General features: G+C 64.2%; 33 protein-coding genes. 28 read left to right on the top strand and 5 right to left on the bottom strand.

What is annotated here, in order from left to right; translation table 11 throughout:
• Positions 1-49 precede the first annotated feature (49 nt).
• From F1640_RS03225 to F1640_RS03130, 21 genes are all read left to right on the top strand, one after another.
• Entirely contained in the window at positions 50-520 is a 471-nt protein-coding gene (locus F1640_RS03225; protein ID WP_194917723.1) for a hypothetical protein, read from the top strand.
• The gene (locus F1640_RS03220) at positions 513-1,016 is read left to right on the top strand and encodes a hypothetical protein (RefSeq protein WP_194917722.1); all 504 of its coding nucleotides are present in this window, start codon (positions 513-515) and stop codon (positions 1,014-1,016) included. Before F1640_RS03225 ends, F1640_RS03220 begins: the two co-directional genes overlap by 8 nt.
• Complete coding sequence (locus F1640_RS03215; RefSeq protein WP_194917721.1) at positions 1,016-1,183, top strand: hypothetical protein; 168 nt, start codon at positions 1,016-1,018, stop codon at positions 1,181-1,183. Before F1640_RS03220 ends, F1640_RS03215 begins: the two co-directional genes overlap by 1 nt.
• A gap of 115 nt (positions 1,184-1,298) precedes the next feature.
• Positions 1,299-1,760: a hypothetical protein gene (locus F1640_RS03210; protein WP_194917720.1), complete on the top strand. Its 462-nt coding sequence runs from the start codon at positions 1,299-1,301 to the stop codon at positions 1,758-1,760.
• 1 nt (position 1,761) lies between these two features.
• Positions 1,762-1,998 carry a hypothetical protein gene (locus F1640_RS03205; RefSeq protein WP_194917719.1) on the top strand — a complete coding sequence of 79 codons (237 nt, stop codon included), beginning with the start codon at positions 1,762-1,764 and terminating at the stop codon, positions 1,996-1,998.
• A gap of 21 nt (positions 1,999-2,019) precedes the next feature.
• The gene (locus F1640_RS03200) at positions 2,020-2,721 is read left to right on the top strand and encodes a hypothetical protein (RefSeq protein WP_194917718.1); all 702 of its coding nucleotides are present in this window, start codon (positions 2,020-2,022) and stop codon (positions 2,719-2,721) included.
• Positions 2,722-2,957: 236 nt separating this feature from the next.
• Positions 2,958-3,431, top strand: coding sequence for a hypothetical protein (locus tag F1640_RS03195; protein WP_194917716.1), 474 nt, complete (start codon positions 2,958-2,960; stop codon positions 3,429-3,431).
• Between the two features lie 5 nt (positions 3,432-3,436).
• A complete protein-coding gene (locus F1640_RS03190; protein WP_309229185.1) occupies positions 3,437-4,132 on the top strand; it encodes a hypothetical protein in 696 nt (231 codons plus the stop codon).
• Between the two features lie 33 nt (positions 4,133-4,165).
• Entirely contained in the window at positions 4,166-4,441 is a 276-nt protein-coding gene (locus F1640_RS25765; RefSeq protein WP_309229184.1) for a hypothetical protein, read from the top strand.
• 90 nt (positions 4,442-4,531) lie between these two features.
• On the top strand, positions 4,532-5,725 hold the full coding sequence (locus F1640_RS03185) for a DUF932 domain-containing protein (RefSeq protein ID WP_194917715.1): 1,194 nt from the start codon (positions 4,532-4,534) through the stop codon (positions 5,723-5,725).
• A gap of 59 nt (positions 5,726-5,784) precedes the next feature.
• Complete coding sequence (locus tag F1640_RS03180; protein ID WP_033965418.1) at positions 5,785-6,051, top strand: hypothetical protein; 267 nt, start codon at positions 5,785-5,787, stop codon at positions 6,049-6,051.
• 123 nt (positions 6,052-6,174) lie between these two features.
• A complete protein-coding gene (locus F1640_RS03175; RefSeq protein WP_194917713.1) occupies positions 6,175-7,812 on the top strand; it encodes a PRTRC system ParB family protein in 1,638 nt (545 codons plus the stop codon).
• A gap of 33 nt (positions 7,813-7,845) precedes the next feature.
• A complete protein-coding gene (locus F1640_RS03170; RefSeq protein ID WP_194917711.1) occupies positions 7,846-8,265 on the top strand; it encodes a PRTRC system protein E in 420 nt (139 codons plus the stop codon).
• A 44-nt stretch (positions 8,266-8,309) separates the two neighbouring features.
• Complete coding sequence (locus F1640_RS03165) at positions 8,310-8,516, top strand: PRTRC system protein C (RefSeq protein WP_194921100.1); 207 nt, start codon at positions 8,310-8,312, stop codon at positions 8,514-8,516.
• Positions 8,517-8,518: 2 nt separating this feature from the next.
• Positions 8,519-8,743: a hypothetical protein gene (locus F1640_RS25070; protein WP_194917709.1), complete on the top strand. Its 225-nt coding sequence runs from the start codon at positions 8,519-8,521 to the stop codon at positions 8,741-8,743.
• Positions 8,744-8,837: 94 nt separating this feature from the next.
• Positions 8,838-9,704 carry a hypothetical protein gene (locus F1640_RS03155; RefSeq protein WP_309229183.1) on the top strand — a complete coding sequence of 289 codons (867 nt, stop codon included), beginning with the start codon at positions 8,838-8,840 and terminating at the stop codon, positions 9,702-9,704.
• On the top strand, positions 9,691-10,527 hold the full coding sequence (locus tag F1640_RS03150) for a PRTRC system protein B (protein ID WP_194917707.1): 837 nt from the start codon (positions 9,691-9,693) through the stop codon (positions 10,525-10,527). Before F1640_RS03155 ends, F1640_RS03150 begins: the two co-directional genes overlap by 14 nt.
• Positions 10,524-11,183 (top strand): PRTRC system protein A, encoded by a 660-nt coding sequence (locus F1640_RS03145; RefSeq protein ID WP_194917705.1) that lies wholly within the window; start codon positions 10,524-10,526, stop codon positions 11,181-11,183. Before F1640_RS03150 ends, F1640_RS03145 begins: the two co-directional genes overlap by 4 nt.
• Positions 11,173-11,952 (top strand): PRTRC system ThiF family protein, encoded by a 780-nt coding sequence (locus F1640_RS03140; protein ID WP_194917703.1) that lies wholly within the window; start codon positions 11,173-11,175, stop codon positions 11,950-11,952. The genes F1640_RS03145 and F1640_RS03140 overlap by 11 nt, the downstream gene beginning before the upstream one ends.
• Positions 11,953-12,006: 54 nt before the next feature.
• The gene (locus F1640_RS03135) at positions 12,007-12,879 is read left to right on the top strand and encodes a hypothetical protein (RefSeq protein ID WP_194917702.1); all 873 of its coding nucleotides are present in this window, start codon (positions 12,007-12,009) and stop codon (positions 12,877-12,879) included.
• 65 nt (positions 12,880-12,944) lie between these two features.
• Positions 12,945-13,643 (top strand): hypothetical protein, encoded by a 699-nt coding sequence (locus tag F1640_RS03130; protein ID WP_194917699.1) that lies wholly within the window; start codon positions 12,945-12,947, stop codon positions 13,641-13,643.
• A gap of 58 nt (positions 13,644-13,701) precedes the next feature.
• Here the strand turns inward: F1640_RS03130 and F1640_RS03125 are convergent, their stop codons facing one another.
• Positions 13,702-13,893: a hypothetical protein gene (locus F1640_RS03125; protein WP_194917697.1), complete on the bottom strand. Its 192-nt coding sequence runs from the start codon at positions 13,891-13,893 to the stop codon at positions 13,702-13,704.
• A gap of 206 nt (positions 13,894-14,099) precedes the next feature.
• On the opposite strand from F1640_RS03125, the gene F1640_RS03120 reads away from it, so the two are divergent.
• From F1640_RS03120 to F1640_RS03100, 5 genes are all read left to right on the top strand, one after another.
• Positions 14,100-14,576, top strand: coding sequence for a hypothetical protein (locus F1640_RS03120; protein ID WP_194917695.1), 477 nt, complete (start codon positions 14,100-14,102; stop codon positions 14,574-14,576).
• Positions 14,577-14,598: 22 nt separating this feature from the next.
• Complete coding sequence (locus F1640_RS03115; RefSeq protein WP_194917694.1) at positions 14,599-15,732, top strand: phosphoadenosine phosphosulfate reductase family protein; 1,134 nt, start codon at positions 14,599-14,601, stop codon at positions 15,730-15,732.
• Positions 15,733-15,814: 82 nt separating this feature from the next.
• Entirely contained in the window at positions 15,815-16,462 is a 648-nt protein-coding gene (locus tag F1640_RS03110; RefSeq protein WP_194917692.1) for a hypothetical protein, read from the top strand.
• A gap of 55 nt (positions 16,463-16,517) precedes the next feature.
• Complete coding sequence (locus tag F1640_RS03105) at positions 16,518-16,718, top strand: hypothetical protein (RefSeq protein ID WP_194917690.1); 201 nt, start codon at positions 16,518-16,520, stop codon at positions 16,716-16,718.
• A gap of 421 nt (positions 16,719-17,139) precedes the next feature.
• On the top strand, positions 17,140-18,594 hold the full coding sequence (locus tag F1640_RS03100; protein WP_255530187.1) for an ATP-binding protein: 1,455 nt from the start codon (positions 17,140-17,142) through the stop codon (positions 18,592-18,594).
• An 88-nt stretch (positions 18,595-18,682) separates the two neighbouring features.
• Here F1640_RS03100 and F1640_RS03095 read toward each other — a convergent pair whose 3' ends face one another.
• Complete coding sequence (locus F1640_RS03095; protein WP_194917688.1) at positions 18,683-18,820, bottom strand: hypothetical protein; 138 nt, start codon at positions 18,818-18,820, stop codon at positions 18,683-18,685.
• A 203-nt stretch (positions 18,821-19,023) separates the two neighbouring features.
• Here F1640_RS03095 and F1640_RS03090 point away from each other — a divergent pair, with 203 nt between their 5' ends.
• Positions 19,024-19,347 carry a hypothetical protein gene (locus tag F1640_RS03090; RefSeq protein WP_194917686.1) on the top strand — a complete coding sequence of 108 codons (324 nt, stop codon included), beginning with the start codon at positions 19,024-19,026 and terminating at the stop codon, positions 19,345-19,347.
• A gap of 31 nt (positions 19,348-19,378) precedes the next feature.
• Positions 19,379-19,567 carry a hypothetical protein gene (locus tag F1640_RS03085; protein ID WP_033965283.1) on the top strand — a complete coding sequence of 63 codons (189 nt, stop codon included), beginning with the start codon at positions 19,379-19,381 and terminating at the stop codon, positions 19,565-19,567.
• Between the two features lie 134 nt (positions 19,568-19,701).
• Here the strand turns inward: F1640_RS03085 and F1640_RS03080 are convergent, their stop codons facing one another.
• The 3 genes from F1640_RS03080 to F1640_RS03070 are packed head-to-tail and all read right to left on the bottom strand — an operon-like array spanning position 19,702 to position 22,241.
• Positions 19,702-20,418: an ISAs1 family transposase gene (locus F1640_RS03080; RefSeq protein WP_206694614.1), complete on the bottom strand. Its 717-nt coding sequence runs from the start codon at positions 20,416-20,418 to the stop codon at positions 19,702-19,704.
• 45 nt (positions 20,419-20,463) lie between these two features.
• Positions 20,464-20,682, bottom strand: coding sequence for a hypothetical protein (locus F1640_RS03075; RefSeq protein WP_194917685.1), 219 nt, complete (start codon positions 20,680-20,682; stop codon positions 20,464-20,466).
• Positions 20,679-22,241: an ISL3 family transposase gene (locus F1640_RS03070; protein WP_194917272.1), complete on the bottom strand. Its 1,563-nt coding sequence runs from the start codon at positions 22,239-22,241 to the stop codon at positions 20,679-20,681. Before F1640_RS03070 ends, F1640_RS03075 begins: the two co-directional genes overlap by 4 nt.
• Positions 22,242-22,255 lie beyond the last annotated feature (14 nt).

Here is a 22,255-nt window from a genome sequence, read left to right as displayed (position 1 = left end):
GTGCGTCCCGGAGATATCCGCGCACCACCGTCTTTCCCTGGAGAAGTACATGGCAGACCGCGTTTCCGTAGCGATCAAGCTTGGCGGACAGCTTCCGCGGTCCTTGATCGCCGACTTCGAAGCGGCGATCATCAGCGACGGCGCTTCGACCGACTGGCAAGGCTCTGAATTTACCGTCGCCGAACTGCCGGTCGATCAACCCCTTTCCCTGATGGCCAACGAAGTGGCCTGGGGAAGCTTCGAGGCGATCGAACAATTCTGTCGCGACAATCAGCTGATATTCGCTCGCTGGGCAGGCGGATGCGCCGGAAGCTTTGGACCGGAACGACTCGTCTTCAATGGCATAGAGGAGATGACGTTCGCCGTCACAGATGACGACGAGGTCATGATCTCGCGCGACGATGTGCGCCGCCTCGGCTCGATCGCTTCCATCGAGACGCATTTTGCGGCCGCTGACCTTGCTGTGCCGCCGCTCGTCATCGTCGAGGCCCGCCAGCCTGACGGAGGCAATCATGGCTGACACCTGGATCCAGGGCAGCTTTGCCTTCACCTGCAGCAACGCCGAAATGGCTTTGATTGAGGAAGCATTTCAAGCCGCGGCCGATCTCATGGACGATTGCGAACCGCCAGATCCCACGCCCGAATTCCTCGCCATCTTTCCCCCGACCGATCCGGCCCATTGCTGGAGCGGCTTTCGTGCGATTTTCAGTGACCCGAACTTTCCCAGCTTCGGTGTCGACTTCGAGGGTGGTAACAGTCTCGAAGCACCTGCTGTCTGCACGATATACTTCTTCAGCGACACCGACTTCCAGCCGGACCCGTTAGCCCAGCTCATCTATCGGTGCTGCCGCGAAACCCTCACGAAGGCACCGATCGGCTTCGAATGGGCAGTGAGCTGCTCCAGGCCGAGAGCCGGTGAATTTGGCGGCGGATGGTGTGCCATCTTCGCGGACCGCATCGAAATCGAAAGCACCGGCGAGGCGCTCAGCCGCGCACTCAGCAGAGGGATCATCTGATGGATCGCCTCCTGCAGCTGTATGGACCCTGGGGCGAACATCCCGATCATCCCGTCGATGGCTGGAAGGCCGAGGTCGCCAATGACAATATCCGGCTCGGCTATTGGGCGTGGGTCGCATCGCGCGCCGACGATGCGCAAAACCAGGTCACGCCTCGGCCAAATTGAGACGTGCCGCTCGGGCCGACCAGGCTTCCGCTGATCCCCAACGATCGACGCAATCATTCTCCTGACCCCAACCAAGCCCGGCCGACGCCGGGTTTCAACACCTGGAGACCTATCCATGACCGCCACCGCCCAATCGATCTTCGACGTAGCGCCGCTGGGCGCCATCATTCGCTATTCCGACGGGACACCGCGGCCGCCGGACCGCTTCAAGCGCAAGGTTCAGGCGTGGGAAACGCGCAACGGCAAAGGGCAACTTACCCAGCGATCGCCCGCTGGCACCGGTCAATATCCCCACCCAGCGACCTTCACGCTGCACGAGGGTGACTATGGGAGCGGCGAGACCATCGTCCTCTCGGTCAACAAGATCTTCTCGGTCAGTGACGCCCGCACATTCGAGATCGTTCGAATACCTCCACCCGGCGCCGCGCTTGTGCTTCAGGAATGGGAGGGTCACCGCGAGCTCCTCCATGTCGCAGCCGGCGAGGCAGCCGCCACCGCCTGGCTCGGCCGTCATGGCTATAGCCGCGCGTATGTCGAAATCGTGGGCGACCCGGAACCGGTCGCCACGGCTGCCTGACATGGCATTCATCCACGCCGGTCCCGGCAGATCGCTACGAGACGCCGAGGCCGAAGCAATCGGGCGATACGTCAGTACTGGTATCCACCACTGCCTTGTCCGGCGTGACGGCGACACGTCCCCCATGATCCTGCCGGAAACGGATGTCATCACCGCCGGCATCGCGCTGATTGATCGCATCCTCTGGAGTACGGACGGCTCCGAAACCGATGGACTCGATCCGGCGCTCCTCGCCTGACCTCTTCGAAAGGACAAGCTCATGACGCAGGCCCAGCCGGCGAGCGCGCCGCCGCGCCTTTACAGCCAGACCGATCATGATGATCGGGGCAATTTCCACTATGATGGCGATCTCTATCGCCCCGGCGAAGCGCTTCCCGCGCTCTGTGCCAGGATCGAAAACCACCTCCATAGTCTTATCGGGGATGCCCGATTCACCAGCCGCGGCGACCGCTATGCCGGCGGTCGGAAGGTGACGGTCGAGCTTCTCGATTCGCCCGCGGACCTTACTGACGAATCCGAGCACCGCGCCTTCACTCTTATGGTGCGAGACCAGATCGAGCGTTTCGGCTTCAATCGGTCCAATTTCTACCAGGATTATCAGCAATGCGCGTTCCATTCAGAAGTGCAGATCGGCAAAACCTATTGGTCGGCACTCGCCGCAAGACGCGGCAACGCCAATAAGGTCGAGCCGCTGGTTTCGCTCGCGGCCTTCAAACGGCGGATCAAGCCCGGCGACCGCCTGCAACTCATCGCCGCACCCGACGGACACCGCGCCCTTGGGACGACCAGGTCCGTAAAAGCCGTCCGCTCCGGCGATCTCATTTTCGAAGGCGATGTCTATCTCGACTTCCCGCGCGCCGCGGGCTTCGCTTGTGATGGCCGGCTCGTGCGGTTCGCCAATGGGAATGAGCACGAGCCCGATCGGCATCTTCTCTACGAGTGGCTGCCAGCGGAGCAGTGACCGCTCGGCTGTGCCGCGACCGAGCGTTCACGCAGCGATCCCGTCCCGTCCGGCCGGCAGACCCTTCAACATTCGCCTTTCTGACGGCCCGCGATCCCGGCCGCCGCACGATTGCCCGAGGAGCAAAGGGGAGGGCGATGGGGGTGAATTCAGCCATGGGAGCCCATGATGTCCGAGCCGATTCGTTTCAAGGCGACAGACCGTCTCGGCAATGTCGCCTATATCGGAACATCGTCATGATCGAACCGGACGACGCCATGTGGCGCGCCCTTGTCGATTTCCGTGCGCGCCACGGACGTCGCTGGAAGGAAACGCTGTCGATCAAATGGATGAACGGCGGTGACGATTACGAACCCTTTGGCAGCTCGCTCAGGATGGTCCGCAACCATCTCGGGCCATCCTGGCTATGCGATCTCAAAAAGGCGACGCTCGACGCGGCCGCGCGCAGGTTGGTCGTACTCGACCGCTTGCCCGAGATGTGCGCGACCCATCTTCCCGAGACGGGCGAACCGATCGTCATCAAACGCGGCGAAACCGGCTATTCGCCGCTACCGGATGGCATGACCGTCGATCTGATCAACACGACCTTCGAGGCGAAGCCGGCCCAGCTCGCGGCCATGCTAGCCGGCTCAATGTTCGGCTGGGACATACCGGGCGCTGACCCCGATCGCTATGACGACGACGGCCGCCCGATGTCGCGCGACGTCTGACCCTCATGGCCATCGAGGTGATCGTCGGACTTCCCGGACTCTCGGAAGGTCCGCTGCTCGATCGCGCCCGAGCCATGCAGGTGCCCGTCCTGGTCTCGGCGAACAGCTTTTCGCGCTGGGACCGGCGCAACGGCACCCGCGAGTGGCGCGGATGGCGGTTGGGATCACTCGCCAACGCACACGGCCTGGCATCGATCGATCTCGACAGCGCCGGCTTCGTGCTGGCGGTTCGCGAACGCGGCATCCCCTGGACCATCGACGATTACATTGCGCTTGCCTCAAGCCATCCATTCCGGCGCTTCGCCAGCCTCGATCTGTGCGTCGAACAAGCAGTCGCGCATGATCGAGACGAGGTCCTCGACCGGATCGCCCGTACGATCCAGCTCAATCGCGCCTGTCACATACGCGCATGCGACGCCGGCATCGCGCACCGCTTCATGCCGGTCGTACAGGGTCGTCTCCCAGAGGACTATATCCGATCCTTCGAGGCGATCGCCGACCTCATCCAACTCGGCCAACCTCTCGGCGTCGGCTCGATGTGCCGCCGCCATCTTCACGGCCCCGAAGGGATGATCGCCGTCATCGAACTCCTGGATCGCCGCCTCCCAAAGACATTGCAACTTCATCTCTTCGGCGTGAAGGGAAATGCGCTTCCATCGCTCGCTGCCTTCGGCGATCGCGTCGCCAGCATCGACAGCTAGGCCTATGGGGTCGCGGCCCGTCAATCCGCACTCATGTCCGGACAATCGAAAACCAACCGCTTCGTCGCCGATCATATGGCGCGTTGGACAGGCCGCCAGCTCGATCGCCTGCGCGAACCCGTTCGGGCAGTTCAACAGACGCTCGATCTGCCAATCGGCCAACCACGAAATTCCAGTCCCTGGGAACAGGCCCTTACCAGCGCACGCCAGCAAATTCGCGACCTCATTGAGCAAGGCGAAATCGGCTTCGAGCAAATCACCGAAGCGTGGATACTCGAATGGGCAGCGAATCTGCCCGACGAGGCCTGATCGAAGGGGAGGGAGGGAACGGGGTGGTGGCGCGGGTCGGGTGAAACCCCTGTCGCCGCTGCTCCATCGTCCCCATCAGGAGAACCCCAAATGGCCAGTCTCGCTCTTGCCGCCGGCCGTCCCGTCGGCGGCGCCTACCATGTCGACATTTCTCGCGGTCGCAATGTCGGGCGCGTGTCTTCCGAATGGTTCTCGCGGCCTGACGACGAGAAGTTCCTGTCGCTGACCGAGCTGTACGACAGCGTCCGTTCCCGCGCGGAACGCGCCACGACGCGTGTGGTCGAGAGCAAGTCCGTTCGCGTCGAAGCGCGCAGCGAAGATCCCGAACGGCTTTCGCTCATCGTCCCCGGCGATGACCGGCCGGTGGCACCCACCAACTGGTCCTTCGGCCAGCTCTCGAGCCTCGTCGGCGCGCCGGCATCCTATCTGCGGACGCTCCCGGCGGCGCTCGCCGGCATCAATCTCCAGCATGGCCTGCTCTCCCACCGCGGTGAACAGGTGAAAATGCTTCAGACCGAAGATGGGCGCACCGAACTACGCGCCGTGACCGGCCCCGATTATGGCCGCATCTGGGATCATGAGCTTGTTGGCGCCGTCATGAAAATCGCCGGGGACGGCGTATCCGACACGCGCTGGAAAGTGCCGGGCGTTCTCGACTGGTCGAGCATGCGCTACAATCCCTATGTCGATGTCAGCCTGGAGACGACGACGCTCTATGCGTCCGATCGCGACGTCTTCCTCTTCCTCGTTGACGACACGCATCCGATCGAGGCCGGCAAACTCCCCAATGGCGATCCCGATCTCTACTTTCGCGGTTTTTATTGCTGGAACTCAGAAGTTGGCTCCAAGACGTTGGGAATGGCTACCTTTTACCTACGCGCGGTGTGCATGAACCGCAACTTGTGGGGCGTCGAGAATTTCGAGGAAATCTCCATCCGCCATTCCAAATTCGCGGCCAATCGATTTGCCCATGAGGCAGCACCGGCGCTCGAGACTTTCGCGGACTCCTCCCCGTTGACCTTCGTGCAGGGCGTCCGCGCGGCACGGGAACGTATCGTCGCCCGCAAGGATGACGATCGCGAGGCGTTCCTCCGCAAGCGTGGCTTTTCCAAGTCGGACACCGCGAAGATCATCGCGACGGTGTTGGACGAGGAAGGCCATCCGGCAGCCTCGCTCTACGACTTCGTCCAGGGGATCACCGCCGTCGCGCGCGGAAAGACGCATCAGAACGATCGCCTAGAGTTCGAGGGCAAGGCGCGGAAACTGCTCGAACGCGCCAATTGAAACGTGCGGTGCCGGCGTGCCCGGCACCTTTTCTTCCTTTGCTATCTGGAGGCCCAGCCATGACCGAGATTTCGGCGACGTCGACGCGCGCGTTCCGCATATGCGTCCAATTCTTCTCCGACGGCGAATGCTTCGCCGTCGAGACCTTCATCATCGACCTTCCCGAAGGCCAGGATCCCCAGGCTGCCGCCGAAGGCCTGGCCGACCATAGCGTCTACCATGACGAACGGGTTCCCGATCTCAGCCGCACGATCGAGATCACGTCGCCCGATTCAGATGACCCCGGGCCGCCGCCCGCATCCGGCGGCGCACCGACACCGGTCTGACCGCTGCGGGCGTCGGCGACAAACCGCCATGAAGATGAGGGGGAGGGAGCGGGATCGGGCGCGTCAAAATGAGGACGCACGACCCGAGCCACGGCCCTGCCACATTCCCTGAGGAGATCAGCCTTGAACACACCAGATTCAACCCGCTCCACGCTGCCGCTCTCCCTCATCACGAAGGGGGATAACCCCCGCCGTTATTTCGATCGGAAAAAGCATGACGAGCTTGTAGCCTCGATCGGCCTCCGCGGAATGTTGCAGCCTATCCTGCTGCGTCCGAAGGGCGAGGTCTACGCCATCGTCGCCGGCGAACGCCGCTACAGGGCCGGCCTCGAAGCCTACGGCCCCGATGCTGAAGTGCCCGTCATCATTCGCGAGATGACCGATCAGGAGGCCCTCGACGCCGCGATCGCTGAAAATGACGACCGCGATGATCCTTCGGAAACCGAGCAGGCCGATGCCGCCGTCCGCTACCTCGCGGCCTGCCAGAACGATCGCGCCGAGGCGGCACGGCGTCTCGGATGGTCCCGGGCCAAGCTTGATCGTCGTCTGGCGCTCGCCGAACTTTCCGACGCCGTGAAGCTCGCGCTCGACGAACGCCGGATCAAGGTCGGCCATGCCGAGCTGCTCGCCGCCATCCCCGCCGACAAGCAGGACAAGGCCCTCGAGACGATCCTCGGCTCGGGCCTCGATGTGAACAAAACGCGTGACCTCCTCATGCGCGTCACGCAGAACCTCGGCGCCGCCTGTTTCGACAAGACCGAGTGCACGACCTGCCCGTTCAACTCGGCCGCCCAGCGGACTCTGTTCGAGACTCATGTCGATGACGGGCATTGCACCAATCCCGGATGCTTCGATTTGAAGACGCAAACCGCCGAAGCGATCCGCTTCGAGGAGCAGGAGCGGGCCGAAAAAGCGGCAAGGGCCGCAGCTCCACGAGCTGACGAAGACGCTGACGAAGACGCGGAGGATGACGAGCAGGACGATGCCATCGACGAGAGCGGGGCCGATTCCAAGAACCCGCGAGCCCCGTCTCCCGGCACGACCGGGGCGCACGTGTCCGCACAAGCGACCCCGACGCCGCCCCCTTCCGTGAGCGGCGTCTCGACCGCGCACAAGCCGACCGTCACCGTCAAGTCCATCGCAAGCCGTACCAGCGATCTTCGCGAAGCGACGTGGCGAACCGCGCTCGCCCGGGCGCTCGCGGCCAATGCCGCACAGGCGCATATTGCCGTCCTCGTCGCAGCGATGTCCGGGACGCTCTCGCAGATCAAGGGCGAAACCCTGAAGGGACGCGCGGGCCTGCTCGTCGGCGCGTCCTTCCCGGAACTTACGTACAGCGCCAAGATTGCCGAGATCCGCACGCTGCCTGAAGGCCAAGCCGCGACCGTGCTTTCCGCGATCGGCGCAGCCTATGCCAAGGATGTGCTGAACTTCGGGCACGTCGCCGATCTCGCCCGCGCTTTCGACGTCGATCTGCGCGACGTCTGGCAGGTCGATAAGGCATTCCTGGAGCGGTACACCAAAGACGAACTCAGGTTCATCGCCCAGGAAACCGGCCTAGTCTCGCACATGGGCGAGAAAGCGTTCGCCAAGCTCCTGGGCTCCAAGAAGGCGGATGTTGTCGCCGGCATGCTCAATCGAACTGGCTTTGAATGGGCCGGCCGCCTGCCCAGCGCGATGACCCTCGACGGCCAATACGGGCCACCCCCGGTCAACGCCGCACCGCTCGCCCAAGCGCCGATCACTGAACTCGCCGCCTGATTTCCCGCACGCTCCATACAAGGAAACGCGTCCATGCTGATCACGACCCTGCTCCCGCTGCTCGCGCGCTACTCGCTCGGCTTCGATCTCGTCGCCGGCCCCGACGACACCGTCACCCTCACCGTCATTCCCCGCAGGCATGAAGGCGCGGCCGACAAGCTCGAATCCGGCGAGACCCGCCCGATCTCACTCACGGCGAGCGCCGCGGACATCGACGCCGAACTCGCCAAGGGCCAGGACGGCGCACTCGGCCAGCTCATCGCGGCCCGCAAGGCACTCGCCGATCAGCTCGCCGAGCAGCGGCAAGCGGCCGACGCCGCGCGCACCGCGGCTGCCGAGGCCGCGAAGGCCAAGGCGCCAACGCCGACGCCCGCCACCGCCGGCGCGAAGGTTGACGCTCCCACCAGTCCGCCCGCCGACGCAACGGCCGAGGAGCCCGCCAGCCTCTGGTGATGCACCGCCGCGACCTTCTTCACGATCATCAGTCCGAGGCTCCTATGCAGATCAACCACCTCACCCGCGCGTATCGCTATGACGGCATCGACCTTCCGGTCCCGCCGCATCTCGCAAACGACCCGACTGCGCTCCGCGCCTACCATGCCACGCTCTATCCGGCGATCCTCAACGCCGAGACGATCGATGCCGGCGTGTCGGGCACAGCCCACGTCATCGAGTACCGGCGCGCCGTCGGGACCAAGGGCTGATCATGTCCCGAAGTCCTGGCGAGGCCATCGCGCCCACCATCCGCAAGACGCTCCTCGAATGGATCGAGACCGACGATGGCGACACGACCAGCTTCACCTATCCTGCCTGCACCCCGCAGGCCCAAGCCCTTCACGCGCGGATCGTCCTCGACCCGCACGACGGCAAGGGCGACGCCCGCGAGCCGCTCCAGCCCCCTGCAGGTCTTCCCCTTCCGCCCTTGGGCTGAGCTTGCAGGACGCACCGTCGCGCTCTCAACCGACATCCCAACCATCTTCGATGCCCCGCTCGCGCCGCATCACAAGCTGATCGGTCGATGGGTCGTGTCGGGGGAGAACTCGGCGCAGTCCTATACGCGTGTAGCGGCCCGCCGGCACATCGAGCGCACCTTCGACGCCGCGGTGCTCGAAATTCTGGCTCCCGTCGAACTTGTCGATCTACGCGTCGCCGTTCTTCACAGCGAGGAGGATGGACCCTCCGCGATCGCCATCGTCTGCGAGAGCATGGGGCAGCTCGACCTTGGCTGGATCGAGACCAGCGATGCCCCCATCGGCTGGCGCGCTGCTGCCTATAGGGCGCTCGAGCACACCCTCGGCCGGGCGCTTCCCGTCTTCGGCTACCAGGATCTCTTCGACGAGATCGCGATGTATTATTGGGAAGGCGCAACCGACGACGAAGCCGCCCGGCAGTGCCTGATCGCATATCACGGCGCGGACGAGGACGATCTCGACGGGATGACGCTGCCGTCCGAGATGAACGAGCGGCGGCCCGACTGGATGATCGCGGCGAATGTGGCGCCCTCTGCGCGGCTGCCAGCGGCTCTACGCCGGAAGCTCGCCGGCCTCCGCGAAGCGCACAAGGCCCTCGGATCCCTGACGCCCGAACGCAACGCCTGGCACTTCGATTCCCAGCTCGCCTGCGAATATCTTCCCGGCATCGAGGAATGCGCCTCGCTCCCGCCGTTGACGCTGGTCCCCTTCGAGCATTTCACGCGCGAGCTCGACGACGTCGGGCGCCAGGGCATGGAAATGGGCTTCATGGACCTCGCCGGCATCTGCCCGCTGCCCGACGCGAGCCGTATCGACGACTGGTTCGTCTCGCTGCGTCTCGGCGCGCAATTCCTTCTCGCAGCCCAGGATCTCGTCCAGTTCGACCCACCCAAACCTCGAGGCTCTCATGCCCGACCATAGCACCCAGTTCGAGGCCAGCGGTGGCGGCCTGGTCCTGACCAATGCCATCCTGCTCTACAGGAACCAGGCGCCACGCAATCTCAAGCCCTACGGCGCTTCGTCCGAGAGCGGTCCGGCGTTCGCCAGCATTCACGCGGTCGAGCACGATGGCGACGGCCGGCCGACGATCGCCGCGGGCGTGCCGCTGTCACGCGCGCACCTGCGCCAATGGACCGAGGCGCTCGGCCGTACCGTCGTGCCCGAAATCCTGCCGGACAATATCCTGGTCGCTCATCCCGACATGCTGGCTTGGTGGAGCCCGGCACAAGTGCGCCACGCTTATTTCGCCCTGTCGGCTCCTCCCGCCGGCCTCAGGGCGCTCTCCGGTCGAACGACCCTGCCGGTTCCGTATCCGGCGCACCTGTTCATCGCCACGCGCTCCGGCCTCGGCGTCTACGCCCTGGCGGCAAGCGAGCGTCCGAACGCCGCGACGCCGGTCCTGCACTCCCCGGTCCTCAATGTCTTCGTCAACGGGCGCCTCTGCTGGGGCAACATCCCGAGGCCGAAAACGCTCAGCACCGCGTCCATCCCGGCCTATGAGAGCGCGGTGTTCGACTCCTGGTCGACGCACCCCAATCCGGGGCAGGAGCTGACGGTCAGCGGAAAGGGCGGCCTCGTCCGTCTATGGGATGACCTAGCAGCGCGCCGGGCGACCCGCTTTCCGGTCAGCCGTCTCAAGCCCTTCGGTTTGCGTGGTGGACAGCAGAATCGACCACAGGCGAAAACGGCGGTCGCGGCCAAGATAACCGTGGCAAGCCTCATTTCCATGAGCGCACGGGTATGACGATGCTCGCCGATGATCCGACCGCAGCCGCGGTGCTCGCCGCCGTACCCTGCCATCCGGTCCCGCCGCACGGAGGATCGCCCGCCCTCGATGCGCTTCGCAGCGCGCGCTCCGGCCACGGTCTTGCCGTCGGGGCCGACGGCGTCATGCTCATCCTGCGCCGCCCCTGGCTCGCACTCGATGTGCCCATAACGCAGTCGATCGCCGGCTATCTTCCCTATGGCAGCGTCGGCGCGCCCAGGGCCGACCTGCGCTGCGGCCTCATCCCGCACGGGCATCTCGACGAGATCCTCAACCACTTTCGCGCGGCGCTGCCCAACGAGGCGGCAGCGTTCGTCCTCTGGAACGAGGCGAGCGGAGCGTTCGCGGTGAGCCTGCCCGCTATCGACGAGGCCACGCCCTCGCGCCTCGTCTACCGCACGCCGGCCTTGCCGCCCGATTGGCACATGGTCTGCGACATCCATAGCCATGGTCGCGGGTCCGCATTCTTCAGCGCGACCGATGATGCCGACGATGCCTATGCGACCAAGATATCGCTGGTTTTCGGCCGGCTCGACCAGCCGGACGGCCCAGTGATGGCATCGCGCCTCTGCGCGGGCGGCATGTTCCTGCCCCTGCCGCGCAGCCCATTTGCAGGAGAGTCCCATGCAAACTGAGACCAGGCAGCGCCACTACCTGCCCGCCACCTTTGACAATCGCTCAATCCGCATCCTGCTGGTCGGTTGCGGCGGAAATGGCGGGCAAATGCTGATGGGTCTCGCCTCACTCGATACGGCGCTGCGCGCGATCTCCTCGCGTTCGCTCGACGTCACTGTGGTCGACGACGATATCGTCACCGAGGCGAATCTTGGCCGCCAGCCATTCTACCGGTGCGACATCGGCAACTCGAAGGCGCGCACACTCGCCGAACGGATCAACCTCGCGCACGGGCTTGACTGGGGGGCGGTTCATGGCCGCGCGCCTGGTGCAATTGGGCTCGAAGGCATCGATCTCCTGATCAGTTGCGTCGATACCGCCTCCGCACGGCGAGCCCTTGGCACGGCGATCGCGAATAGCAAGGCGGCGCCTGCTTACTGGATGGATCTCGGAAACCGCGCCAGCGACGGGCAATTTCTAATCGGCTGTCCGTCGCGCGCCGACGAACGATCCGGACGACTTTCCACCGTGCTCGAGGCCTTTCCGGAACTTGCCGACGAGAGGGTGGCCGACGACGATGCACCGTCCTGCTCGGTTGCAGAGGCGCTCGAACGCCAGTCCCTGTTCGTCAACCGGGTCCTCGCGAGCCATGCTCTCGCGCTGCTGTTCGATCTTCTCGGACGCGGTTCCATCGGCCACGCCGGAGCCTTCCTCAACCTGGCCAGCGGTCAAGTCGTCCCAATCCCGCTGCCCTCGGTCGCACCTCCAAACCCTCGCGCCGATCAATGATGGCTCAAGAGAGGGAAGGGGGGCGCAGACGGTGATCATCCAGGAGATCGCCCGATGTTCACCACCCGCACGCAGCGGTGGCGCGACCGCCGCTGCCGCTGGATCCCCAACGCCAGCGAAATCGATCCCGCGCGCCTTTCCGTCGACGTGATCGACACGCGCTTGCACGCGGCACCTTTCGTCAAAGCGCACCATTATGCCGCATCCATGCCGGTCGCTCGCCTCTCGATTGGCCTTTTCGCCAATGGCAAGGGTGGCCGATCGGAGCTTGTCGGGGTCTGCGTCTTCTCGCACCCGGTGAACAATGCCAGCGTCCCCAAGACGGCAGGGCTCACCGATCCGCGCACCGCCTGTGATCTCGGCCGGCTCGTGATCGACCAAAGTCAGGGCGGCAACGCTGAATCTTTCCTCGTATCCCGCGCTTTCCGCATCCTGCGCCGCGAGAAACCGGAGATTCTTTCCGTCATCTCCTACGCCGACCCCGTTCGAAGGGTTGACGAGGGCGGGCACGTGTTCCTGCCGGGACATGTGGGTGGACTCTATGCGGTCATGGGAAGCCGATACGTCGGGCGCTCAAGCCCGCGCACCGATCTCATCCTGCCGAACGGCCGCCCAATCTCCTCGCGCGCGGTCTCCAAGATCCGCAACGCGGAATGCGGACAACGCTACGCCATGGACGATCTTGTTCGCGCCGGCGCCCGACCACCAGGATTTGGCGAAGATCGCGCCGCTTGGCTCACCGATCTTGAACGGACCGGCTTCCTTCGCCGACAGCGCCATCCCGGCTGCCACGCCTATCTCTTCCCACTGACCCGCGCCGCCAAGCTCGCGGCGCGCAAGGTGCCCGATTTGGCATATCCTGTCCTCGATCGGCGCGCGCTCGAAGGCGACGTGACGCTTCCACCGCTTTTTGCCGAGGCTGCCTGACCTCAGCCGAGCACCGCCCATGGCCGAAATCGGCGATTGCTCGCCCGATACGATGAGGAACTGTCATGACCGACACGTCGAAACGCGATCTCGCGCGGTTGCTGGCGCGCGCGCGTCGCGCCATCGAAGACCCCGCCAGCCTTGTCGAGCACGACCGCGCTGCCTTGCTGGGGGCACTGGCCAGCGCCGAATCCCACGTCGCAGGATCGCCAATGCCGTGGTCGCTGGAGATTCACATCGCCTCGGTCGAACATCGGCATGGCCTGAATCACTATGTCGCGCTGACGCGAGCGGGGCTTATGGGCGCAGTCGCAGCCTATTGCCGCGAGGGCTGGACCGAAATCAGTGACCCTCGCGATCCCGCCACGCTCGACGACGAAGCCGTCGCCGGCGTCTATTTCGATATCCATGAAAACGAGCATCTCTCGACCGATCGGATCGAACTCGGCGCATCGCCTCCCGTCGCCGGGTACCTTCTCGAAACCGGCTGGTACTGCGTTCTCGCCACCGCGCATCTTTCGACATCAACCGCCGATTTGCTCGACCATTGGTGTTCAAAAGAGGCGACCGATCGTCCGCTCAATATCGCCAGCAGCATCTATGGCTGGTTCGTGCCGACCCGGCAGATCGACCCGGACACACAAGGCCAACTTCCGAACGACCTGCTTGCAGCCATTTGCTTTGGCCGGGACCGCGGTTTCGACCACATCCTCTTCGACTGCGACGCCGGCACCGCCGACGGACTACCGGTTCACAGCTGGTAGCAACGTCGGCGGTCTCGCCATCCGCGCCAGAAGCAGATTCAAATCTTCGCCGCGGAGATCACTCCTGCCTGCGGCCGCTGAGCAGTCTGAGCCGGTCAGCGGCGAGTTCAGCGACGTTGGCCTGCATCACATGGCCTCGCCCACGCAGGATCTCTCCAAGATCCCGAACCATGATGATCAGATCGCCGGTTGAAATATCGCCATCCAGCTGGTGCAAAAGCAACTTCTCTTCATCGTCCAGCTCACGCATTGCAGTCTCGCTCCATCGCGACGCTCGCAGCCTGATGAGTTCAGCGCGCTGTAGTTGATCCAGCCGACGCTGAGTCGGCGGACCCATTATAGCATCTGGTCGACCGTGCGTGCCGGAATCGGACGATCCCAAAGACCGCAATCGACCGGAAGGGGAGCGGGAGGTGTGGGGCGCTCCTCAGAACAGGTGCGCCTGGAGTTTCCCTCATGAAGATCGAACTGCGCAACATCACCTACAGCGCCGCGCTCTCGCAGGAGACGAGCGCTTTCACGGCCGACATCTGGATCGATGGCAAGCTCGCCTTCCACGCCCGTAACCAGGGCCATGGCGGATGCGATTTCTACCATCAGGTCGGCCAATGGACCGAAGCCCAGGTCAACGCATGGCTGAAGGCCAATCGTCCGGCGCGTCTGGTCCACGGCCTTACCCTCGAGCCGGACCTCGAAGCCGAGGTCGGCGATCTCCTCGCCCATGAACTCGAATATCGCCGCCTGAAGCGCCTGTTGCGCACGAACCTCGTGACGATCGAGCGCGGCCAGGTGTTTCAATATCCGCTACGCAAGCGGCCGCTCGCCATCGTCACCCGCGCGGTCATCGCAACCAATCCCGACGCGGTGATCGTCGATGGCGCGGACGACGCTGTCCTCCGCCGGGCGGTCGATATCCTGATCGCAGTCGGCTGATCAAAGCACCTCGGACCGCGAAATGAGCATCGCCATGACCGCCGCCTGCCACACGAATGGCGCCGAATTCGACGTCGCTACCGACGCAACGATCTTCGACGCCGTCCGCCGCAATGCATGGTTCGTCTTCAACCTCTCCGGGGGCAAGGACTCCACGGCGACAAGTCATGCCGCGATGGCCTGGCTCGACCACCACGGCCATCCCCGCACGCGGCGTATCGCCGTCCATGCCGACCTGGGAAAGGCAGAATGGCGATCCACGCCGTCCTTCGTCGAAGGGGTTGCGCAGCAGCTGGGTCTTCCGCTCCTCATCCTGCGCCGGCGCGCGGGCGATATGGTCGACCGCTGGGGACAACGCTTCACGTCGGGCAAGAACCGGTACGAAGCGCTTTCGACGTACAATCTCATCGGACCATGGTCCTCGGCGTCGCTCAGATTTTGCACCAGCGAACTGAAAATACAGGTCATCGGCCCCGACCTTGCTCGGCGGTACAAAGGCGAGACGATCGTCTCCGTCATTGGTTTGCGGCGGGAGGAGAGCCCGAGCCGCCGCTTCACGCCCGTGTCGCACGCCGAAAAACGGTTCGCCAAAGCAGGCAATGCCGCCGGCACGCGAATGCTCAGCTGGCACCCCGGGGTCGACTGGTCATCGGACGACATCTTCGCCTACCACGCGCGTCACGATCTCGCTTTGCACGAGGCTTATTGCCGCTATCGCTCGACACGATTGTCCTGCGCCTTTTGCGTGCTCGGGTCCGCACACGATCTTCAGGCGGCGACGCAGGCGACCGACAATCTCGATCTCTATCGCCATCTCGTCTCGATGGAGGCCGACTCGACCTTCTCATTCCAGCCGCAACGCTGGCTGGCGGATGTCGCCCCACACTTGCTTCCTCTGTCTCTCGCAGCGGATGTCGCGCACGCCAAACGGGACGCGATCGAACGGTGGCGGATCGAGCGTGCGATGCCGGCCGACCTTCGGTTCGTCAAAGGCTGGCCGCCGCGACTGCCGACGCTGCAAGAGGCAGGCATGATCGCGACCGCGCGCGCGCCGATATTGGCACGGCACGGCCTTGATGATCGCTATCCCGATGCGTGGTCGGTTCAGCGACGCTTTGCAGAACTCCTCGCGAACAAAAGGATCCGAGCCGCCTGACCCGTCATTGCCCGGCCTCGTCGAGGAGGGAGGGGGGACGAGAGGAGCGCGCAACGGTGCGCTTTGCCGTCGGAGCTTCCCAATGCCGTATGATGTCGCCTTCCGCTTCAGCCAGGCCCTCGATCCCTCGGCGCTGTCGACGCTCCCGGCTTGCCTCCACGCCTTGACCGCCGCGATCGAGGATTGCCGCAACGCCGGCAGGCCGCGCGACAGCGATCCCGCCGTCCTGCTCCTCGCGCGCCATCTCGGCGCCGTCGCCCAGGGGATCGGACCCGCCGACATGCAATTGCGCCGCGCCTGCATGGACGCCATCGCCGAACTGAGGCGTCATCCTGCCCTTATCGCCTTGGCGTACAAGGGCGTCGCCTACGATCCTCCGGCGAAGACGCTGTTCCACTCCGATGGGCGCAAGGCACTCAAACGTCTTGCCGACGCCCTCGGACTTGTGCCGGACAGCTATGATGTTCGCTCCCATCATGGCGGCGTTGCCGTCAGCGGCGACGTGGTCCTGCACGGTGCCGAGGTCCAGGTTCGTCTGAGTCTCGGCTGCATGGGCCCTGGCCAGGAGGTCATGTACCGCCGCGTCGTGGGACGCCACGATCATGTTGGCGAGCGTAATCACTGGACGTCAGTCCACGCGCTTGTCCGGCCCGAGCGCCTCGCCGCGCGCATCCGCCGTGACCTGCGCCTCTCCGCACCTTCCACCGTACCTGACCGCCTCTTCGCCTGAAGAACATGGGCGCACGGGCGCTGCACATCCGCATAACTTCAACCTGGAGGATATCATGACCAAGAAAAGCATGCACTGTGGCCAATGCGGTGGCGAAGATATCATGCGTGATGCATGGGCGACCTGGGACGTCACGTCCCAGACATGGGTTTTGGGCGAGCTCTTCGACTATGCCTTCTGCGCCGACTGCGAAGCAGACGCGACGATCGTTGAGCGCTCTCTCGATCACTTGCCCGAGGCGGCATCCTGCGCGTGAACAGCTGCATCGCACGTCCCGCGCCAGAATCTTTCACTGGTCCGATCGCCGACCGAAACTTGCGCCGGCCGCTACTACCCTGCGCTCGGCATCAAGCAGGGCCGATCCTGTTTCGGCGGGCCACCGCTCGCGCCTGGGAGGAGGGAGGAGACGACGGGCGAGGCGGCGGAATCGGTCCGTTGTCCATCTGGAGCACGCCCATGTCCCTCCCAACCATCATTCAAGCCGCCGTCGGCCAATCCCTGGTCCACAAGGTGTCGAGACTATTCAACGGAAGCCTGTCCGACGTTCTCACGAGCTACTTCAGAACTCACGCCGCGCCGCCGCGACCTATGTCGATATCCGCTCCTATGATCTTGCCGGCCATCCGACACTTGTCGTTCGCGACGACGGTTCGGGGATCGACGATCCTGTCAAACTCGTGACGCTCGGCGACTCAGGCTGGAATGCCGAGATCGCCGACCGCGAGGACCCGGCGGGCATGGGCGTGTTCAGCCTTGCGGGACACCGCGTCGAGATACGTTCCTATTCCCGTTCGGCCGCGCAGGGCTGGCGCGTCGTCATCACCCCGGATGCCTGGGAGACCGGCGCGCCGCTTGCCGTCGAGCCGTTCGACATCGGCGCCGGAACCGAAATCCTCATCGATTTCCCGGAGAGCTGGGAAACTGCGCTCGACGGCGCTGCCGCCCATTGCGCACTGCATTATCCGCTTCCCGTGTTCTTGCACGGCAACGTCCAGCCTCGCGCCGACTTCCTTGGCGGAGCGATCCATGTCGAACAATGGGAGGGATGTCGCATCGGCGTCTTCAGCGGCCTCGGTAATCGACCGCTGGATTGCCCGCGAATCAATTTCCACGGCCTCACCGTCGGGTGCGACTTCCCGATTGTCTCCGAGGCCGATCATCACGAGCCCTGGAGCGTCAAGGTCGACATCGTCGATTCGCCCGCACTTCAGCTCGTTCTCCCGGCCCGCAAGGAAATGGTGCAGAATGAGGCCCTTGAGGCGCTCAAAATCGTGGCTGAACGCACCATTTTCCGCGCCTTCGCTGCCCGCGAAAGCCACAGGTTATCCTTTGCATCGTGGCGCCGCGCGAATGACCTCGGCGTCCAGATGCCGGAGGCCGCGGCCTGGCTCGAAGCCTGGGCACCGCAGACCGCAGATGGACACGGCCTGCCGTCTGGCGAACCTGTCGTCAACGAACCGATGGTCCTCTTGGACAACTACGAGCCGGATATTGACCAGGGCGCCGCCCAGGCGTTCTCCAACGGTTCGCCGCTCGGCCGACGGCCCGTTCGCGCCAGGGGCGCCTTCGCTGGTTATAGCTGGTATGACGCGCTCCCGCGCGTTGCTGAGATAGCGTTCGCCATCGATACGGGCGACCGAATCCAGCGCTACGCCGACGAAGACGTTCTTCCCCCCGAATTTGTCTCCGGACGCGTCGATTCGATCACGCTCGACGTCACGATCGAACTCCCCGATGCGTCCGACGCGAGCCAGAACCATCTCTTGCCGGTCGAAGCATTGGTCTGTCGGAACGGCGGCTATGGCAGCCTCGACGAAGCGGTGGTCCTGGTCAGCCGGACCGCCGCGATCACGCCCGGAACGCTGGCCTGGCTGATCGACGCTTCATGCTTCAGCTATGACGAGGATCACGACAGCGATAGCTGGGACACGCAGCATCGCGCATTCGAACAGGCCGCGCGGCACATCGCCAACGAGATCCTCCTTGGCGAAGAAGAGGCGCTGCTCGAACGAATCCGTGATGCGATCGCCGACGAAATCGTCTGGCTGATCCCCGCCGGCCGATCGATCAGCCTGATCGCAGGGGCTGGCGCCGTGGCTCTATCCTTCCTTCCCGAAGCCGCCTCCAACTGACGGCCCGGACCCAGGCACGTCACCGGGTTTGCCAGTTTCAATCCGATTCGCGGAGATGGCCATGCGCCGCTTGCACATCTGCATCTGCTCAACTGCCCATCTTCCGGCTGACGAACGTGCCGAAATCGACGCGCTGATCGCGAGGTCGCCGCGACGTCGCGGGCGCGTAATCGTCGATCATCCCGATCTGTCGATCGAACCGCATCAATATGGCTTCTCTGTTCACCTCGGCTTTCTTGATACCCCTTTCGAACGTCCTGACACGCTGTCGCCGGACCTCTGGCGCTTACTCGCCTCTGCCCATGATTCCGGTGCCAGCTGGATCTCCTTTGATTGCGACGAGCCACCTTCCAGCAAATTCCCGACTCTCGAAGACGATGCCTTGCGAGCCGTCCCCCCGATCACCCTTTCGCAGGACAGGATGTGCCCATGCATCAGCACCCAGCCGACCGCCATGCAGCGTATGACGACACCACCGTCCAGCTCGAACTCGCGACGCTCGACATCGCGTTGAACGACGAGGAGCGGTCGATGGCAGCCATTCTGGAGTTTGACCCCGACGCGGACCCGGGTCCAGCGCGCGTCGACGTTCAAACCGACCCGCCGCCCATGCACGCCATATCAGGCGCTGCCTTTTCTAGGCGCACCTGGGAAAAGCTCGCGCGGCGCTATTTCGCGCCTTCACCAACCCTGGACGGGCCACAACCGCTCCAGCGCTTTCTCGCATGGCGCGCCCGCTGCCCGGACGCCTGACCGTTCTCGATATTCGCCACAGGAGCCGACCATGTCCGCGCTGTCCCCCTTGCGCCACCGACTGACCACGTTCGAACGGTGCTACGCTGTCGCAACCCAATTGCGCCGCGAAACCCATGTCGATCAATTCGTCATTCGCACGGGCACGCCGCTGCAGCCGTTTCGGGTAACAGCCCGTCGCCCCGCCGACGACGATCTGATATTGGCTTGGGTGGCGTGATGAACGCTGCGCGCGGCTTTACACCGAACCAGCCCGTCGTGGCGGCCTGGGGCATGGGCCTCGATTCTACGGCACCCCTCATTATTGAATGGGTCGCTCGAAGCCTCCCCCTGCAGGGGAATCGGGTGAAGGCATCAAGCGGCGATGAGACCTGCGAGGAAGTCATCGTCCCATGCGGCGATTTTGCGTCGCGATCGAAGCGAATCGCTGGTGTTGGGCAGTCGCAGGAGATTGGTCGCGATGTGCTTGATGGTGGTGAAATTGGCGGGAGCGTTGTCGGTTCTGACGCGGCATTCGTCATCACGGAACACCATATCCAAAACCCAGTGCAGGCTGTTTTCGACGGCCCAATGGCTGCGGACGATCGGCCCGAGTTTGTCGGCCGGCAGGTTCAGGGAACTGATATAGAAGCGGGTTTCGCGCTCTATCTTGCTGCCGGTTTCACGGATGCTTTCGATAATGACGATGGTCTTCAATCCGGGCCATTTGTGGCGCTCTTGTAGCCAGATGATGTCGTGGATGACCGTGGCGACCCGGGTCTCGATCCGGCCGTGATCGCCATCGACCGTCTCATGGCGGCTTATTTTGGTGTCGGCAAAATTCCTGGTTTTCTGCTCGGCGGCGAACAGCCTGACGTCGTCGTGAAGCGCGCTTTGATTGCCTTTGAGCGCGAGGACATAGTCTGAGCGGAACCGATTAACGCCCTTTGCGGAAGCAGTTATACTGAACCGGCAATTCGAGTCGTTCCCGCAAGGAGAATAGTGGATGCCGGCGTGACCGACAAATCTGCCCGTTTGCGTTCTGGCGCAACGGTGCGGTTCGCCCGAAATCCGGCAGGACGGCCGGGGCAAAGATCGTGCACGGGCTGGTATCAGTCGATCAAGGCTGGCGATGCGCTACCTTATGAGAGCCTGCTCGAGCGCGATGCGCTGCTGCTTCTCGACTTCGATCCCGATGTTGCGCAGTTCGGGGTGCAACCGGCAACGTTCGTTTGGACGGAAGCAGGCCGACAGCGGCGTTACACCCCCGATATCCGATTGGAGACGGTGAGCGGCGAAGTCATCTACCGGCAGGTAAAACTGGGTCTGACTCAAATTCCGTGCAATCCAGGTCACGCTGGCGCCATAACTCTGGCTTTGAGAAGGTCGATTTTGGCGCGCCCGTACATCTGGCGCTTGATGGCCTTGAGGCGGTTGACTTTGCCCTCGACTTGACCGCTGGACCACGGCGTCGAGATCGCGGCGGCAACGGCGTCCTTGTCGGCTTCGACGCCGGCAGCGAACCCAGCAAGCTTGGTCTCGGCCGCCATGGCGATCCAAGGATCGAGCCGGGCCTTGTCCTTTGAGCGCATCATGGCGTGGAAGCAATCGAGAGCCTCGCGTGCGCTGATTAGCGCTGGCACGGCCTTTTCGATCACCGCGTTTATCAGGGCGGTCTGCGCTGATCCGGTGTCGCGCTCGGTGGTCATGCTGCGCGCGATGGTCCGTGCACTCAGCCCCGCACCGCCGGTGTGGCCAAGTTTTTCGTCGCGACGACGACGGGTCGCCCATTCGCTGACTACGCGCAGCGAACCGCCAAAACCGGAAGCCTTCAGCCGCCGCCACAGTTCAGCCCCAATCCGGCAGCCTGCATTCCACTCCGCCTCGAGGGTCAGCGACCAGACATCGAGCGAACTCTGGCGCGTGCGGAAGGTGTCGTGACGCTGGCCGCGCAGGACCTTGCGGATGGTCTTGCGCGACACGCCGGTCGTGCGTGCCATGACCCTGATCGGCACGCCTTGCCCGGCCAGATCGATAATCTGGCGGTTGAGGGCCTCGCGCAATTGGTAGCCATCCCACTGGATGCGCTCGGCACGGGTCAGGGTCGCCGGATCGACCGGCCCCGTCGGCGCCAGCGCGCGCCGCAAACATGGCATTTCCGAACGCACTGCCGCCAGAAATGCTGCCGAGGCGTTCTCGAACAGGTGCCAGCGGTCGGCCACCTGCTGTGCCTGCGGCGCCGCCTCGCTTGCGGCCGCACCATAACCCGGACCACGGTCGCGACAGATGATTTCGACTTGCGGGTTCTGGCGCAGCCAGGCGATGACCGTGTCGCGCTGACGATCGGGAAGCAGGTCGATCACCTCGCGTCGTTCGAGATCGACCACGATGCTCCCGTAGCTGTGGCCGCGGCGCCAAGCGAAGTCGTCGATGCCAACCACCCGCGCAGGTGGCGGCGGCACGGAGGCAGGATCGCTGCGTCTCAGAACTCGAAGCATCGTGTCGCGCGACCAAGGCGCCGACAGACGCGCCATCATGCGCGAGCCCGGCCTACCACCCAGCGCGACCGCCACCGCGCGCACTAGCGCGTCGCAACGACCCACCCTGCGGCCATATCGCCGGCCAACCGGCGGCGCCAGCGGCTCGCTGAACGTGCGCCTTGGACAAAGGGTATGCGTGCACCGAAACCGTCGAACCGACAGTCTCAGCCTGACGATGCTGCCGCTGACCGGCAAATCCGAAAGCATGCGGTCATATCGACTGTGGAGAGACGTCGATGGCATCGCGCAATCCGGGCAATCCGCTCCCACGGCCGCCAATCGGCCCGACATCTCGACGATTCCGTCGATCACAGTCCGGCTTTCCACGATTAATCCCGGTAACTGCAGGCTACTGTCCCATGCTTTCGAGGCCATCGACGTGTGCTCCT

It is taken from the genome of Novosphingobium sp. NBM11, assembly GCF_015390225.1.
Taxonomy (GTDB): domain Bacteria; phylum Pseudomonadota; class Alphaproteobacteria; order Sphingomonadales; family Sphingomonadaceae; genus Novosphingobium.
The sequence above is the reverse complement of the archived record's forward strand: the minus strand, read 5'-3'. Positions and strand labels throughout refer to the sequence as shown.